15 protein-coding genes are annotated in these 16,365 nt (G+C 28.6%); 10 read left to right on the top strand and 5 right to left on the bottom strand.

Annotated features, from left to right (window positions below; genetic code table 11):
* Positions 1-16: 16 nt before the first annotated feature.
* From OW729_RS14845 to OW729_RS14855, 3 genes are read right to left on the bottom strand one after another with little or no spacing between them, the layout of a single operon-like run.
* On the bottom strand, positions 17-364 hold the full coding sequence (locus OW729_RS14845; protein WP_268062334.1) for a PTS lactose/cellobiose transporter subunit IIA: 348 nt from the start codon (positions 362-364) through the stop codon (positions 17-19).
* Between the two features lie 27 nt (positions 365-391).
* Positions 392-1,624 (bottom strand): PTS sugar transporter subunit IIC, encoded by a 1,233-nt coding sequence (locus OW729_RS14850; protein WP_268062335.1) that lies wholly within the window; start codon positions 1,622-1,624, stop codon positions 392-394.
* A 21-nt stretch (positions 1,625-1,645) separates the two neighbouring features.
* Positions 1,646-1,960: a PTS sugar transporter subunit IIB gene (locus OW729_RS14855; protein WP_268062336.1), complete on the bottom strand. Its 315-nt coding sequence runs from the start codon at positions 1,958-1,960 to the stop codon at positions 1,646-1,648.
* A 227-nt stretch (positions 1,961-2,187) separates the two neighbouring features.
* Here OW729_RS14855 and OW729_RS14860 point away from each other — a divergent pair, with 227 nt between their 5' ends.
* The 5 genes from OW729_RS14860 to OW729_RS14880 all read left to right on the top strand — a co-directional run bounded on the left by OW729_RS14860 (position 2,188) and on the right by OW729_RS14880 (position 10,709).
* The gene (locus OW729_RS14860; protein ID WP_268062337.1) at positions 2,188-4,110 is read left to right on the top strand and encodes a BglG family transcription antiterminator; all 1,923 of its coding nucleotides are present in this window, start codon (positions 2,188-2,190) and stop codon (positions 4,108-4,110) included.
* 280 nt (positions 4,111-4,390) lie between these two features.
* Entirely contained in the window at positions 4,391-6,649 is a 2,259-nt protein-coding gene (locus OW729_RS14865; RefSeq protein ID WP_268062338.1) for an excinuclease ABC subunit UvrA, read from the top strand.
* 17 nt (positions 6,650-6,666) lie between these two features.
* Complete coding sequence (locus OW729_RS14870) at positions 6,667-7,086, top strand: MarR family winged helix-turn-helix transcriptional regulator (protein ID WP_268062339.1); 420 nt, start codon at positions 6,667-6,669, stop codon at positions 7,084-7,086.
* Positions 7,087-7,325: 239 nt separating this feature from the next.
* The gene (locus tag OW729_RS14875; protein ID WP_268062340.1) at positions 7,326-9,617 is read left to right on the top strand and encodes a ribonucleoside-diphosphate reductase subunit alpha; all 2,292 of its coding nucleotides are present in this window, start codon (positions 7,326-7,328) and stop codon (positions 9,615-9,617) included.
* A 63-nt stretch (positions 9,618-9,680) separates the two neighbouring features.
* Positions 9,681-10,709, top strand: coding sequence for a ribonucleotide-diphosphate reductase subunit beta (locus tag OW729_RS14880; protein ID WP_268062341.1), 1,029 nt, complete (start codon positions 9,681-9,683; stop codon positions 10,707-10,709).
* Between the two features lie 194 nt (positions 10,710-10,903).
* Here the strand turns inward: OW729_RS14880 and OW729_RS14885 are convergent, their stop codons facing one another.
* Positions 10,904-12,022, bottom strand: a complete 1,119-nt coding sequence (locus OW729_RS14885; protein ID WP_268062342.1) for a threonine synthase — start codon at positions 12,020-12,022, stop codon at positions 10,904-10,906.
* Positions 12,023-12,455: 433 nt separating this feature from the next.
* On the opposite strand from OW729_RS14885, the gene OW729_RS14890 reads away from it, so the two are divergent.
* On the top strand, positions 12,456-13,139 hold the full coding sequence (locus OW729_RS14890; RefSeq protein ID WP_268062343.1) for a DNA alkylation repair protein: 684 nt from the start codon (positions 12,456-12,458) through the stop codon (positions 13,137-13,139).
* A gap of 123 nt (positions 13,140-13,262) precedes the next feature.
* Here OW729_RS14890 and OW729_RS14895 read toward each other — a convergent pair whose 3' ends face one another.
* Entirely contained in the window at positions 13,263-13,982 is a 720-nt protein-coding gene (locus OW729_RS14895) for a YetF domain-containing protein (protein ID WP_268062344.1), read from the bottom strand.
* Positions 13,983-14,276: 294 nt separating this feature from the next.
* On the opposite strand from OW729_RS14895, the gene OW729_RS14900 reads away from it, so the two are divergent.
* Genes OW729_RS14900 through OW729_RS14915 form a run of 4 tightly spaced genes read left to right on the top strand, consistent with a single transcriptional unit; the run spans position 14,277 to position 16,318 of the window.
* Positions 14,277-14,645, top strand: a complete 369-nt coding sequence (locus OW729_RS14900) for a hypothetical protein (RefSeq protein WP_268062345.1) — start codon at positions 14,277-14,279, stop codon at positions 14,643-14,645.
* Positions 14,646-14,656: 11 nt separating this feature from the next.
* Positions 14,657-15,349 carry a DUF421 domain-containing protein gene (locus tag OW729_RS14905; RefSeq protein ID WP_268062346.1) on the top strand — a complete coding sequence of 231 codons (693 nt, stop codon included), beginning with the start codon at positions 14,657-14,659 and terminating at the stop codon, positions 15,347-15,349.
* Positions 15,350-15,404: 55 nt separating this feature from the next.
* Positions 15,405-15,614, top strand: coding sequence for a DUF1657 domain-containing protein (locus OW729_RS14910; protein WP_268062347.1), 210 nt, complete (start codon positions 15,405-15,407; stop codon positions 15,612-15,614).
* 20 nt (positions 15,615-15,634) lie between these two features.
* Positions 15,635-16,318 carry a manganese catalase family protein gene (locus OW729_RS14915; protein WP_268062348.1) on the top strand — a complete coding sequence of 228 codons (684 nt, stop codon included), beginning with the start codon at positions 15,635-15,637 and terminating at the stop codon, positions 16,316-16,318.
* Positions 16,319-16,365: the final 47 nt, after the last annotated feature.

A 16,365-nucleotide genomic window follows, 5' to 3' on the forward strand; every position in this document is an offset into this window, starting at 1 on the left:
CCTTTTTACAACTAATCTATTGTCCACTTTCTAGTTTTTTCAAACGAGCATCATATTGTTTAAATAATTTTATAAAACGTCTAGCTGTATTCCATTCACTCATAACTACCATCAATGTATCTTGAGCATGATTAAAGAGTACAGAAGAAGGTATTTTTTCCCCCATAGCTTCTCCTTGGATAGCGTTTGTTTGGCTAGAATGAGAAAGGGAAATCTTTTTCTTTGCTTCATCCATTTTTTCATCAGCTTCATCAAAATTACCTTCTTCAACACTTATTAAAGCTTCTTCAATTATTGCTCGTGCATCTCCTGCATTTAAAATAATTTGCATACTTATTTGACTTAATTCTTCATAATCTAACATATGACTAAACCTCCCGGCTGTTTTTTATTACTCTTCTACTAGTTCTTTTTTTGTTTCTTGAATATCGTAAACCTTAAAGAATGGATACCAAATTATAAATGATGCTAAAATATTTGCAGCTAATAATAACAATCCTCTAAAATCAAAATTAACTAAATAGGTAGAAATCCCCACTGGTAAATACCAAAGTTGCATAACCTTAGAAGGTATTGTAACCATGCCCATATTTAAGACAATATAAGTTATAGATGGTATAATTAGTCCATTGAGCCACATTGGAATCATTAAAATAGGATTAAATGCAACTGGTGCACCAAATACCACTGGTTCATTAATATTAAAAAGTGATGGTATTATGGTTACTTTTCCCATAGCTTTTAGTCGTTTTGATTTTGCTACAAATAACATTAATAATACAAGTGTTAATGTCGTTCCCATACCACCTATCCATACCCAACCCATTAAAGTTTCAAAGGTGTGAATGTTTTGTGGTTGCAATCCTGTAGCAATATTTTGAGCATTAGCCTCAACTCCTGCAACCCATATAGGAAATATAATTGGATATAGAGCCCAAGGGCTTACTCCAAAAGAGTATAGGAATACACAAATAAATGTACCTAGAACAAATCCAGCAAAGCTTTGTCCGATTAAAGATAATGGCTGAAAAATTTTTAAAATAGCTGCATATAAATCAAAATGTAATTGGAAGGTAAAAATCCAACCTATAACAAGTAAAATTGAAATTGGAATAATTGTATCAAACCAAACAATAATGAAATCAGGTAAAGAACTTGAATCACTAAATAAGGATATTTTGCTAAATAGATACATAACTGCTCCTACTATAATTCCTACGAAAAGAGCAACGAACATTCCATTAGCACCTAATCTCTCAAAACTAAAGGTAATATTTCCCTCAGATAAATTTGGTTTTAATAACATTAAGAATAATGCTACACCTGTTAATGCTGAAACTAGTTTTCTATCATTTTTCTTTTGTTTTTCCATAATAAAATAAGGTGTTAAGAATACAATAAAAATACTCATTAATCCAAAAGAAAAAGATGAAATTGGCGAAAAATCAGGCATGTTAGGAAAATATTGATTCAGAATTGATATCATAGTTATTAGGGAGCCTACAAGAATTAAAGGTAATACTCCCATAATAGAGTCTTGAATAGCTGATACCCATGGATTTCGTGTGATTTTATTCATAGCTGGGGCAAATTTTTCGTTCATCCATTCAATAAATTTTTTCATAGTTTTGCTCCTTTCTATGGGTTATTTTTGTAGTAATTCTAAAATTAATTCTAAGGCTTTATCTCCATTTAAACTTCCATAAATCATTTGGTCAATCATTGCAACAGGCACATTATTAGCTTTACCTTTACTCATTAAGTCATCTTCCATATATTTTAAATGAGGGCCAAATAATAAAACATCAATATCACTAATATAATCATCTACTTCGGATTCACTACGTGCTTTAATATTAATTGATATACCTTTCTTTTTTGCTGCCTTTCTAATACTTTGAGCTAGAAATCCACTTGATGCTCCGCCACCACATACAATTAGAACGTTTTTTTCATTCATTATAATTCCTCCTTTAAAATCTTTAGTTTGTTTAATTTATTCTTTGATTTATTTTCTCATTTTATAGTGTTGTCATCAAATAAAAAAAATTCCTATAAGTAGGAACCTATTTAATAGTTTTATTATGAAGGATTTCTTGTAATGATTTTATATTTTTTAAATTGACAATGTTTATTCTATGATGTAATGTTAATATAATTAATTTTAAAGAAAAGTTAGGTGTTGTTATGAATAACGAGAGAGAAAAAGCATTCATTGATTTTCTATTTAAAAAAAAACAGTGGATAAAAGCAAGTGTGTTAGCGAATCATTTTGGTGTATCCTCTCGTACTATTAGAAAATATGTAAATGCTATTAATTTGAAATATGAAAAAAAAACTCTGATTGTTTCATCAAATTTAGGTTATAAATTAGATTATTATACTTATATGGAATATGGAGCCCGTAACTCCCAGATTTTAGATAAACCTCAAACTCCAGATGAACGTATGTATTATCTCTTAAATCAGATGGTTGTACACGGTGAGGGTGTTGATCTTTTTGATCTTTGTGATATTCTCTATGTTAGTATGCCTACTTTAGAAAACGATTTAAGAAAGTCAAAAGCCATTTTAAAAAGCTTTGATTTATCCTTCCATAGGGAAGGGGACTTAGTAATTCTTGACGGAGTAGAGCAAAATAAACGAAAACTTATGAGTCATATATTTTATGAAGAATCTAATAATAAATTTTTAAATTTAGAAACTATTGAGGAATTTTTTGGTTATAGCTTGGGGGAATTTAAACAAAAGATGATTGATATATTAAGTTCTTATAATCTTTATGTTAATGAATATGTTATAGGAAATATTCTTCTTCACATAATGATTTCAACTTATAGAATTAAGAATCATCTTAATATTCATAGTGAGTCTATTGAAGTTTTAAATAATAAAAGGGAATACAAAGCAGCAAAAGAAATAGCTAAATTTATTGAATCTGTTTTTGATGTAATCTATGATGAGTCAGAGATATACTATTTAACAGTATTACTTGTTGGTAAAACTACTATTTTAAGGCAGGATGTTCTAAATAAAGAGAATTTAACTGAGTATATTGAGCCTAAACAAATTCAATTGGTTAATGATATTCTTAAAGAAGTTTATGAAAACTATATGGTAGATCTTTATGATGATCAATTTTTAATAAGATTTATGTTTCATATCCATAATTTAATTAATCGTGCTTATCATAATCGGTTTTCAAAAAATCCTCTGACACAACAAATTAAATATACTTATCCTTTGATTTATGACTTGGCTGTATTTATATCTAACTATATTCAAAAGGAAGAACACATTACTATTAGCGAGGATGAAATTGCTTATATAGCTTTGCATATAGTTGCCTTTCTTGAACCTAAAAAGAGTAGTAATAAAAAAATAACAGTTACTTTAATTTATCCAGAGTATTACAATCTTCATAAGAATATGATAGATACTATTAATCATTATTTTGGTGCACAAGTTGAAATACAAAAGGTTTATAAAACTATTGATATAGATTATAAAAAAATAGATACAGATTTAGTTATCTCAACAGTGGAGTTAAATATTCCATTAGAAACAGATTTAATAATAGTACCACCATTTTTAACAGAAAGAGAAATTGATAATATTAATAATAAAATTTTGAATTTTAAAAGAAAAAAAGAGCAATTTTATTTAAAAAAGCAGCTTATCCAACTTTTTAACCCTCATATTTTTTATGAAAATTTATATTTAAATGATGCATTTGAAATGATTCGACATATTGGAAAGGGTATGGTTAGATATGGATTTGTAAATGAATCTTACATTGATGATGTAATTGAAAGGGAAAAGATGTCTTATACTGTATTTAATAATAATGTGGCAGTTCCTCATTCTATGCATATGAATGCATTAAAATCATCTATTTCTATAGTAATAAATCATAAACCTGTGAAGTGGGGAGAGAGTTATGTTCAAATTATTGCAATGATTGCTTTTAATAAGAAAGAACGTAATTTATTTGTAAACATTTTTGATAATTTTATTAGTATTATTTCAGAACCAGAAAATGTGGAACAACTTATACGTTCCACTGATTATAATACATTTATTAATACATTAGCTTCATTAATGGGCTAATTTAAGTTACATTGTTATTTTAAATAGCTTGTTGTTTCCTAAGTAAAACGCCTTATAAGCTACTTTCCAAGTAGTTTATAAGGTGTTTTTAGCGTTTACAAAACAATTAATTAAATACTTAGAGAAAATGCAACTTCATAAATTATAAAAAATTTTACAATATGGAAGTAAAATTATTGATAGTAAATTAGATAAGTAGTAAAATATACATAACTTAGTTATTCATTAACTAAGTTATGTATATTATTGCAGGTATAAATTATTTGGAGGCGAGTTATTTATGGACATAAAAGAAAGTATTCATGTAATAGGAGCTAGAGAAAAAAATTTAAAAAATATTGATATTGAAATACCCAAGAAAAAAATCACTGTCTTTACTGGAGTTTCTGGATCAGGTAAGTCATCCTTAGTTTTTGATACTATTGCTGCAGAATCACAAAGACAGCTAAATGAAACTTATTCTAGCTTTATCAGGCACCGTTTGCCACATTACGGGCAGCCAGATGTAGATTCAATTAAAAATTTATCCGTTGCTATTATAATAAATCAAAAAAGAATTGGTGGGAATTCAAGATCCACTGTAGGGACTATCACAGATATAGCGCCACTATTAAGGCTTCTTTTTTCCCGTATAGGCAAACCTTTTGTTGGATATTCTAAAAATTTTTCTTTTAACAATCCTGCTGGAATGTGTATGCATTGTGATGGATTAGGGAAGGTTGATAGCATTAATATTGATAAATTATTAGATAAAAATAAATCTCTTAATGAAGGGGCTATCTTGTTTCCTACCTTTAAGCCTGGTGGATGGCGATTAAAGAGATATATACATTCAGGTTTGTTTGACAATGATAAAAAAATAAAAGATTATGATGAAAAAGAACTAGATTTACTTTTAAATAAAACTGATATAAAAATTGAAACAGATGATCCAGAGTGGCCAAAGACATCTTTGTATGAAGGTCTTATACCAAGAATTGAAAGAAGCTTTTTAAAAAAAGAGGGCGGAGAAAAGGATAAATATAAAAAAGAAATTAATAGAATTGTTACTAAAGAAATATGTCCTGTGTGTAAAGGGGCAAGATTAAATGAAAAAATATTATCTTCCAAAATTAATGGGAAAAATATTGCAGATTGTACAAATATGCAAATAAATGATTTAATAATATTTATGAGAGAAATTAAAGAACAATCTGTCCAAACTGTAGTAAAAGCATTAATCAGTAGGCTAGAGTATTTAGAAACTATAGGATTAGGATATTTGAGCTTAAATCGTGAAACTTCATCACTTTCTGGTGGTGAATCGCAGAGAATTAAAATGGTTAAACAATTAGGAAGTAGTTTAACAGGGCTTACTTATATTTTTGATGAGCCTAGTATTGGATTACATCCACACGATATTGGCAGAATAAATAAATTAGTAAAAATGTTAAGAGATAAAGGGAACACTGTTCTTATTGTTGAACATGATCCTGATATAATAAAGATTGCAGACTATATTATTGATATGGGACCAAAAGCTGGTATAGAAGGTGGTAACATTGTTTACAAAGGAACTTTAAATGGATTATTACAATCCAATACTTTAACGGGTAACTTTTTGCAATATAGACCCAAAATAAAACTTAATACTAGAGAAGCAAAGGAATGCTTGTCAATTAAAAATGCAAATTTGCACAATTTAAAAAATATTAATGTAGATATTCCTAAAGGTGTTATGACTGTAGTAACTGGTGTAGCTGGTTCAGGAAAGAGCACTCTTATTAATGGAGTAATACCAAAGATTTATCCAGAAACAATTTTTATAGATCAAGGACAAATACATGCTTCAATACGTTCTAATATTGCAACTTATACAGGTATGTTTGATTTTATAAGAAATTTATTTGCAAAAGAAAATAATGTTAAACCATCTTTTTTTAGTTTTAATTCAGAAGGAGCATGTCCAGAATGCAAAGGATTAGGTGTTATTTATACTGATTTGGCTTTTATGGATACTGTTGTAGGTACTTGTGAAGTGTGTAAAGGAGAGCGATTTACAGATAAAGTATTAAATTTCAAACTAAGGGGAAGAAACATAAGCCAAGTTTTAAAAATGACTGTTGACGAGGCAATTCACTTTTTTAAAGAAGAAGAAATATATTCAGTATTAAAAAAATTAGCTGATGTAGGAATTGGCTATATAACTTTAGGTCAACCTTTAAATACTTTATCTGGAGGAGAATTACAGAGACTAAAGTTAGCTGCTAGATTGGATAGTAAAGGTAATATTTATGTATTAGATGAACCAACTACAGGACTTCATGTATCAGATGTAAGAAAGTTAATAGATATTATGAATAGGCTAGTTGATCAAGGGAGTACTTTAATTGTGATAGAACATAATTTAGATGTAATAAGTCAAGCGGATTGGATAATTGATCTTGGCCCAAAAGCTGGAGAAAATGGTGGTAAAATTATCTTTCAAGGAGAACCGAAAGATGTAATTAACAATAAAAATTCAGTTACCGGAAAATATTTAAAAGAGTATATTTTCTAAAAGAAAGGGTGAAAACAATGGCTAGAAGAGAATTAGAAGAAAATTATATACCTTTTCAGTGTATGATTATTAGTAGTATAAATAGATTTAATATTGAAGGTATATCAACTGCTCAATACTATATATTAGATATTTTAGATAAGCAAGGTCCCAAAACAACTAAAGAGTTATCCGAAATAAGAGGAATAACACAGCCGGGTATATCAAAATTAAACAAAAGTCTTTTAGAGAAAGGCTACATAAAGCAAGAACGACAAAAAACTGACCGTAGATATTATAGTATTTTTATTACATCTGCAGGAAAACAGTTTCTCGGAAGGACAGAAAAATTTGGAAAAGAGATAATGGATTTAATAGAAAAAACACTTAATGAAAATGAATTAAAAACTTTTTCGAAATTATGCAAAAAAATTACAGATTCTTATAATGAAAAGTGATTACGTAATAAACACACCTATAAGCTACTTTTAAGGTAGTTTATAGGTGTGTTTTATGCATATAGCAAAAACATACAATATATAGTGAAAAAATAAGGTGTTTATACAATATATATAGATTATTTTATGAAATAATGGTTTTATAATGTTGATTTTAAAGATAAATACTTATATAATTTATTTAAAAATAATTATTTTATAATAAAATTTATTAATAAAGAAAAGGTAAGGTTTGGACAATGAATATTAAAATAAGAAAAAGAAATGGACAATATGAACCACTACAAGTAGAGAAAACGAAAAAAATGGTTAGGTTAGCTTGTGAGGGTATAAAAGACTGTGATCCTCTAGAACTAGAACTAGATTCTAGAATTCAATTTAGAGATGGTATGAATACAAAGGAAATTCAAAAAATTTTAATACAAACAGCTATTGAAAAGGTTATTCAAAACAGTAAAGACCAGAATGGAAACAATATTAAAAAGACCAATCCCAATTGGCAATATGTTGCTGCAAGACTTTTATGCTGTGACTTATACAAGGAAGCTAAGATTAGTAGAGAATATAATAACTTTGGTTATGGAGATTATTATAAGTTAGTAAAAAAATTAGTTAGTATGAGACTTTATGGAGATTATTTAGTGCAAAACTATTCTGATGAAGAAATAAAAGAGTTAGCAGATTACATAGTGCCTAAAAGAGATGAACTGTTTAATTATGAGGGCTTAAAATTACTAAAAGACAGATATCTAATTAAAGGGCATAATGGAGAGATATTAGAGCTTCCTCAAGAACGTTTTATGACTATAGCTATGCATTTAGCAATCCCTGAGGGGAGTAAGAAAGTTTTTTATGCAAAGAAATTTTATGATATTTTAAGTGAACTAAAAGTTACAGTAGCTACTCCTACATTAGGAAATGCAGGTACACCGTTTTATCAATTAAGTAGTTGTTTTATATCTGTTGTGGGAGATAATTTATGGTCAATTTATGATGTTAATCAAAAGTTTGCGCAAGTTTCAAAACATGGTGGAGCATTAGGCATCTACATTGGGAAGATAAGAGCTTTAAATAGTGAAATAAGAGGTCATAAAAATGCATCTGGTGGAGTTATACCTTGGATAAGACTCTATAATGACACAGCAGTAGCTGTTGATCAGCTTGGCAGGAGAAAAGGTGGTGCGTCTATAACCTTAGACATATGGCATAAAGATATATTCGATTTTCTTGATGTTAAAACTAATAATGGAGATGATAGAAGAAAGGCTCATGATATTTTTCCCGCTGTAAGTATCCCGGACTTATTCATGGAAAGATTAGAAAAAAGAGAAAATTGGTCTTTATTTGATCCATATATGATAGAGAAGATAATGGGATATAAGCTAGAGGATTATTTTGATGATGTTGATAATAAAGAGTTTACAAAGAGATACTTAGAATGTGAGAAAAATACTTATATTAAAAGAGATACAGTACCAGCACTTGATATTATGAAAAAATTAATGAAAAGTGCAGTAGAGACAGGAACTCCTTTTATTTTCTTTAGAGATACTGTAAATAAAGCAAATCCTAATAAGCATGAAGGTATGATATATTCATCAAATTTATGTCATGAGATAGCTCAAAATATGAGTGAAAGTGAATTGGGTAAAGAAGAGATAATTAATGAAAATGGTTTTCCAAAGGTTATTCAAAAAATTAAGGCTGGAGATATGGTAACTTGTAATCTTAATTCAATAAATCTTAGCAAAGTTAAAAAAGAGGATTTTGATAAGTGCATTCCTCTTCAGATAAGAATGCTTGATAATGTTATATCTCTTAATGAACTACCTGTTAAAGAGGCCAGAGTTACTAGTGATAAGTATAGAGCAATTGGATTGGGGACAAGTGGATATCATCATTTTCTTGCAAATAACAAAATAATGTGGGAAAGTGATGAACATATTAAAGTAGCAGATGAAATTTTTGAGGAGATAGCTTATGTGGCAATAAAAGCTTCTATGGAATTAGCTAAGGAAAAGGGAAGTTATCCTGTTTTTAAAGGTTCAGAATGGGATACAGGAAAATACTTTGAGAGAAGGGGCTATAACTCTGAAAGATGGAAAAAATTGCAAATCGATATTAAAAAGCATGGTATAAGAAATGGTTATATTACGGCCATTGCTCCTACAGCTAGTACTTCTAATATAGCTAATACTACTGCAGGAATAGATCCTGTGTTTAAGAAGTTTTTTATAGAAGAAAAGAAGGGAAGTTTTACACCAAAAACAGCACCAGATTTAAATGAAGAAAATTTCTGGTATTACAAAGAAGCACATACTATAGATCAACAATGGAGTATTAAAGCTTGTGCTACTAGACAAAAACACATAGATCAAGCTCAATCTTTTAATTTATATATAACTCCAGAGATAAAAGCTAGAGAAATTCTAAATATGTATATGGAAGCTTGGAGACAAGGACTTAAAACAATTTATTATGTAAGAAATAAATCTTTAGAAATGGACGAATGTACAAGTTGTTCAAGTTAAGCATATCTTTAAAATAATTATATTTAAAGAGGATATATGTGAAGACGAGGGGGAGTATAGTTTATGCTTAAAAAAATGATATTTAACGAAAATGGTCAACGTGGAACAGAGTCAATGATAAATGGTAATACTACTAATTTAAGAGAGTGGAATAGAATAAAATACAGTTGGGCAAGGGATTTTTATAGAACAATGCTTAACAACTTTTGGATACCAGAAGAAATATCCCTTAATGAAGATGTAAAGCAATTTCCATATTTAACAGATGGAGAAAGAAATGCTTTTGACAAAATTATTTCTTTTTTAAATTTTTTAGATTCAATACAAAGTGAAAACCTTCCTAATATATCAAGGTATATAACTGCTGCTGAAGTTTCTTCGCTTTTAAATATACAAACATTTCAAGAGGAGATACATGCACAGAGTTATTCATATATACTTGATACAGTTACAAATCCAATTACTAGGGATAAAATATACGATGAATGGAGAGAAGATAAAACTCTTCTTAAAAGAAATAAATTTATAGCAGGTATTTATGAGAAGTTTAATAAAGAACCGGAAATAAATAATTTTTTAAGAGTAATCATGGCAAATTATATATTGGAGGGAATATATTTTTATTCAGGATTTAGTTTCTTTTATACCTTAGCAAGGCAGGGTAAAATGACCGCAACTAGCACAGTTTTCAAATATATAAATAGAGATGAAGTTACTCACCTTGTGCTATTTCAGAATATCATTAAGGAACTCAAAAAAGAAAATTCAAATATATTTACAGAAGAATTGGAAGAAGAATTTAGACAGATGATGAGAATGGGGGTAGAGCATGAGATACAGTGGGGGCAATATGTAACTAATAATGAAATTTTAGGACTTAATGATGAATTAATAGATAAATATATTAAGTATCTTTCAAACCTAAGACTAACAGCCATAGGGATAGAAACTTTATATCCAGAAATAGATAAGCATCCTATGGAGTGGATTGAAAATTTCTCAAAATTAAATAATACAAAGACTGATTTTTTTGAAGCAAAGGTTACAAATTATACAAAAGCAGCAGCGTTTGATTTTGATGATCTTGATTAATGAGATTTAATGAATAGGCTATATTTCAAGAAATTCGAAAATTATACATAATGAACTCAACAATTTAAAATATAGCCTAATGAATACTAAAATGAAGTTTTAAAAATAGCTAGCTAAGTGTTGAGATATATTTTAGCTGGCTATTTTCAATATAGATATCATCTTTAAGTAGTAAATTAAACAGTAATTTTATATTATATATCAGATTTTAATCCAGATCCACATAAAGGAACTACTACTTTACCTTTTAATTTATTTTCTTTATAGTAATCTAAAAATCCTGCAAAAGTTGCTGCAGTAGTTGGTTCTACATAAAAACCTTTTTGTGATAAGTAAACTTTTGTTTCAATAATTTTATTTTCGCAAGCTGTGATAATTTCTCCATTTGAATCTTTTATAGCCTCTAATATTTGCTTTCCACGTTTTGGATCTGCAATTGCTATACCTTCAGCTAGAGTACCTGTGTTAGTAACTTCTTTCACATTAATGTTTCCTTCCTTAAAGGCTTTATATATTGGGGCACAACCTTTAGATTGAACTGCAATAATTTTAGGGATTTTATCTATAAGCTTAAGAGCTAATAATTCTTTGAAGCCATAATAAGATCCTAAAAGTAAAGTACCATTTCCTACTGGAATCACTAATGCTTCTGGTACTTCACCATTTAATTGCTCATAGATTTCATAAGCGTAAGTTTTTGTGCCTTGGTAGAAAAAAGGGTTATAAACATGACTTGCATAGAATCCATCTCCTCTTTCTACAGCTTTTAAAGCTTCTTTTGCAGTATCTTCTCTAGTTCCTTTAACTATATTAACAGTTGCACCATGAGAAGTAATTTGTTTGATTTTCTTTGAAGACGTATTTTCAGGAACATATATGGTGCACTGAATTCCTGCTCTATTAGCATAAGCGGCTATAGAAGTACCGGCATTTCCACTGCTGTCTTGAATAACTTTTTTTATTCCAAGTTCCTTAGCTTTAGCAATTAATACTACAGCACCTCTATCTTTAAAGGATAGAGTAGGCATTAAGTAATCAACTTTTACTAACAAATTAGGATTGTCTTTTTCAAGTGGTACAATAGGAGTTAACCCTTCCCCCATAGTGATATCTTTCCAAAAAGTAAAATTATCATCAAAGGGAAGAGCTTTTAAATATCTAAATAAACTCCATTCATTATTTAAAATATCTTCTTTTGAAAATGTAAAATTAAATTTTTCAAGATTTAATAATCCTCCACAGTCGCATCTAAAAACAAGGGATTTAGGATCATATTTTTTACCACATTCAGAACATACATATTTAATTGACATAATATTCTCTCCTTTTAATATAGCATGTACCATAAGTTAAATATTTTATATTAAATTTCTTTGATTTTATTTATAATAGTAATTATGATTTAGATTTCAGAGTCAGCTTTTCTAATTTCATCTAAGTAACTATAAACATTAATTCCATCCATTGAATATGTATAGTACAATAACTTATTATAACATTTTATTATATTATTTAGTAAAATTTAATGTCATTTCATATTGCTGGAGGAAAGTTAGTAAAAGGTATACAAATTTTGATTATATTTAATTACCATATACAGGTTAAGTTGGATTCTTATCTAGCTTAGGATATAATAACATAGTAATGATTTAGCTTGTCATATTAAAGTATGCCAAAGGTTATATCTATAGAGAGAAGCAAAAAGCTATGATCAATAGTTAAAAAAAGATTTAAAGGAGGGGTAAAGTGGAAAAGACGATAAGAGAACAAATTTTTGAATTAGCTGATGAAGAATATAAAAATTTTCAAAGTAAATTATGCCCTGGTAATGACAATATTGTTGGAGTAAGAGTGCCAGTATTAAGAAAACTCGCAAAGCAAATTGCTAAAGGAAATTGGCGAGAATATATGAGTACAGCAGAAGATAAGTATTACGAAGAAGTTATGTTACAAGGAATGGTACTTGGTCATGTAAAAGCTGATATAGAGGAAATTCTAAATTATGTTAAGAATTTTATACCTAAAATTAACAATTGGGCTGTTTGTGATAGTTTCTGCACAGGCTTAAAATTCACAAAAAGAAACATGGAGCGGGTTTGGGATTTTATACAACCATATCTATCATCTAGTGAAGAATTTCAAATACGTTTTGCTGTTGTAATGCTACTTGACTTTTATATAGAAGAAAACTACATCGATAGAGTATTAAAATTATTAGATGAAACAAAGCATGAAGGTTATTATGTGAAGATGGCTGTTGCTTGGGCAATATCAATTTGTTATGTTAAGTTTCCTGAAAAAACTATGAAATACTTAAAAAATAATACATTAGATGATTTTACATATAACAAGGCATTGCAAAAGATTATAGAATCTTTAAGAGTAGACAAACAAACTAAAATGCTCATTCGTAGTATGAAACGTAAATAATTAAGGATATTGCATAATTAACAAAGAAACTTTAATAATCTTGTGTTATAGTTTCAATTATGCAATTTTTTATTTAAAAATAAACTAGAATTATTCATCTTATTATAATAATAAGTAATGAATTTATTCTATACCATATTTACCATGTTTCTCTTTATTAACAGCATTTTTTCTAGAGAAATAGAGGATGTTTGTATTATCTATACCGGCATAAAATACATCTGCAATATCTTTTATTCCACTCATATTCAGTTGAGATTTAAGCCAATTCATATCTAATCCTGCATCTTTCAGATTTTCGCTCATAACATTTCCATCTATTATGATATCTTTCATAAGACCTTTATTGGTAGTAGGAATATTCATGTGCGAAGGGGTAAGAGGAGCTTTATCTGATTTAGGCAGCACAGATAGTTTTCCATCTACTTCTAAAATAGCAAAATCCACATCACCTAAGTTAAAAATATTTTTTTCACGTAATTTCATAGTTAGTTGTTCTAATGTAATACGTACACGTTTCATATTATTTTCTACTATAGTTCCACTAGCAATTAAAACAACTGGTTCTGAGTTAATTATCTTTCTAATCTTAGAACTTTTAATATGAGCAAGTCCTGTTAATATTGTTAATATTGCAAATATGATTAGAGATATTGATGCAGTAGCTGCAGTGCTATTTTTACCTATTGATAGGTTAGCAACCATAGAACCCATAGATACACCAACTACAAAATCAAAGAATGTCATCTGAGAAATAACTTTTCTCCCCATTAGTCTAGTAAGAACTAAGGCCAAGATATATGTAATAGTTCCTCTAAATATTGTAGGTAATACTTGCTGCATGTATATTTCCTCCCTTATCACTCTGATAAATAACCGTAATATTATTTCCTCAGTTAACAAAAGAAATATGTATTAATATATTTCTTTTCTAGAACTCATGTTGGATTTTTAATTATACAATTTCCTCAAAATACATATTTTAAGAATTTATATAGCATAATAATTTTAGATTAATATAGTCCATGGAAAAACATAAAGCAAAATATTTAAGTATACAAAGATATACTTTTTTAAAAAAATTAAAAACATAAGATTCAAGACTCAGAACAATAACGTATTTTAGGGAGTGATCATATGAAAAATAGTACAGTAAGTATTATACTAGTTACTGCTATTTTAGTTATATTTGTAGGATATTTTTCAATTTTAAATTTAAATTTTGAAAATGAAATAGGAGAAAATCTAAAATTAGCAGAAAATTATACAATGAAAGAAGATTGGAATAAGGTTTTAGAAATTTCTACAGCTATTAAAGAGTCATGGAATAATGAAAAGCATTTTATAATGTTTAATTTTGCTGAAACAGAATTTTCAACTTTTGAAAATCATCTTAATCATATTATAGGAGGAGCTAATGCAAAACAATTAGACATAACTTTAAGTAATATATTAGCGGCAGAAGATATATGGAAAAACATGAATCGAGTTGTTCCTGAACCATAAGGAGGAGTATTATGGATATAATCATTTATGTATTAAGATGCATTATAATGTTGCTGGTGTCTTGGACTGGGGTAAGGTTAGTAGGAAAAAAATCAATTGCTGAGATGACATCTTATGATCTAGCTGCAATAATGCTTTTAACTACAGTAGCAGCAGAACCTTTAGTATATAAGATAACCTCTAAGGCGACAGTAGGGGTTTTTGCTATATTACTAGCTACAGCTTTTCTAGGAAATTTATCATTAAAAAAATTTTTTTATAATATAGATGCTAGACCAACTATAGTTATTTCAGAAGGAAAGATTATAGAACAAGAACTAAAAAAAGCTCGTATGAATTTGCCACTACTTTTGTCTGAACTTAGAATAAAAGGTTATCAAAATGTATCTGATGTAAGGTATGCAATAATAGAGCCTAGTGGAAAAATGTCTGTTATACCTACTTCACAATCTAGCCCTGTTACTCCTAAAGAAATGGGCATACCTACAGCACCAGTAAATTTAAGTTTTCCTCTTATTATTGATGGAAAAATAGACAAAGTAAATCTTACATTTCTTCAAAAAAATGAAGAGTGGCTATTAAATCAGCTTAAGGCATTTTCGGTTTCTAATTTTGATGAGGTACTTTTAGCTCAATATGATTCTTCAGGGCAATTATTTGTTAATTTTAAAAATAAGAAAATAAATACACCAAATATTTTTTAATATTTAAATAAAGTTTTGTAAATAATAATAGTTGTAAATCTCTGGAGGTGATAACATGGCTACAATAAACAAATTAGAAAAGGCTTTGGCAAGTGCTAAAGGACTTTCCGCAGATTTAAAAACCTTCTCTATGGATACTAATGATAAAGAAGCAAAACAAATGTTTGATATGCTATCTACAAATGCAGATAATATAGCTCAAATGTTACAAAATAGAGTGAACTTTGTAAAGTGTGAAGAACCTCAATACAATCAAAATCAATAAAATAATTGGAGGGCTAAATAATGTTTAAGCATGAGAAAAGCTTATTAAGGAATGTACAAGTAGAAAAACCTAATCCACAATATGCAGCTTTGTTGCAAGAACAACTTGGAGGTCCAAACGGTGAACTTAAAGCTGCACTTCAATATATTTCTCAAAGCTTTAGAATTAAAGATGTTGCCATAAAAGATTTATTTTTAGATATAGGTGCAGAAGAATTAGGTCATATGGAGATGGTAGCTGAAACCATTAATCTTTTAAATGGTCATGATTTAGCAGTTGAAAAAGTAACTGAAGGACAAATTGAAAGTGCTGTGCTTGGAGGGCTTTCTCCAATGTTAGCTAATGCTTCAGGGGAGCCTTGGACAGCTAATTATGTGAATGTTACTGGAGACTTAGCCGCTGATTTATTATCTAATATTGCGGCGGAACAAAGGGCTAAAGTTGTATATGAATATCTTTATAGACAAATAAATGATAAATATGTAAGAGAAACTATAGACTTTTTGTTAAATAGAGAAGAGGCTCATAATGCTTTATTTAGAGAAGCTTTAAATAAGGTTAAAGATACAGGTTCAAATAGAGATTTTGGTGTAACTAATGATTCTAAACTTTATTTTGATTTTTCTACACCGGGAAAATATTTTGAATCTCCAGAACCAACCCCGCCTAGCTTTGAAAATCCTAGGATGACAACTACACATTGATAATAAAACGTTCGTAAATGAAATTTTTACGGACGTTTTTATTTTTA

Origin of the sequence: Clostridium brassicae, assembly GCF_026738875.1 — a bacterium.
Classification (GTDB): Bacteria; Bacillota; Clostridia; order Clostridiales; family Clostridiaceae; genus Clostridium_H; species Clostridium_H brassicae.

Coding starts and splice junctions, on each gene's coding strand:
- OW729_RS14850 (WP_268062335.1), bottom strand. CDS start 1,624: ATGAAAAAATTTATTGAATGGATGAACGAAAAATTTGCCCCAGCTATG.
- OW729_RS14915 (WP_268062348.1), top strand. CDS start 15,635: ATGTTTAAGCATGAGAAAAGCTTATTAAGGAATGTACAAGTAGAAAAA.
- OW729_RS14895 (WP_268062344.1), bottom strand. CDS start 13,982: ATGCAGCAAGTATTACCTACAATATTTAGAGGAACTATTACATATATC.
- OW729_RS14885 (WP_268062342.1), bottom strand. CDS start 12,022: ATGTCAATTAAATATGTATGTTCTGAATGTGGTAAAAAATATGATCCT.
- OW729_RS14865 (WP_268062338.1), top strand. CDS start 4,391: ATGGACATAAAAGAAAGTATTCATGTAATAGGAGCTAGAGAAAAAAAT.
- OW729_RS14870 (WP_268062339.1), top strand. CDS start 6,667: ATGGCTAGAAGAGAATTAGAAGAAAATTATATACCTTTTCAGTGTATG.
- OW729_RS14845 (WP_268062334.1), bottom strand. CDS start 364: ATGTTAGATTATGAAGAATTAAGTCAAATAAGTATGCAAATTATTTTA.
- OW729_RS14905 (WP_268062346.1), top strand. CDS start 14,657: ATGGATATAATCATTTATGTATTAAGATGCATTATAATGTTGCTGGTG.
- OW729_RS14855 (WP_268062336.1), bottom strand. CDS start 1,960: ATGAATGAAAAAAACGTTCTAATTGTATGTGGTGGCGGAGCATCAAGT.
- OW729_RS14900 (WP_268062345.1), top strand. CDS start 14,277: ATGAAAAATAGTACAGTAAGTATTATACTAGTTACTGCTATTTTAGTT.
- OW729_RS14910 (WP_268062347.1), top strand. CDS start 15,405: ATGGCTACAATAAACAAATTAGAAAAGGCTTTGGCAAGTGCTAAAGGA.
- OW729_RS14880 (WP_268062341.1), top strand. CDS start 9,681: ATGCTTAAAAAAATGATATTTAACGAAAATGGTCAACGTGGAACAGAG.
- OW729_RS14860 (WP_268062337.1), top strand. CDS start 2,188: ATGAATAACGAGAGAGAAAAAGCATTCATTGATTTTCTATTTAAAAAA.
- OW729_RS14875 (WP_268062340.1), top strand. CDS start 7,326: ATGAATATTAAAATAAGAAAAAGAAATGGACAATATGAACCACTACAA.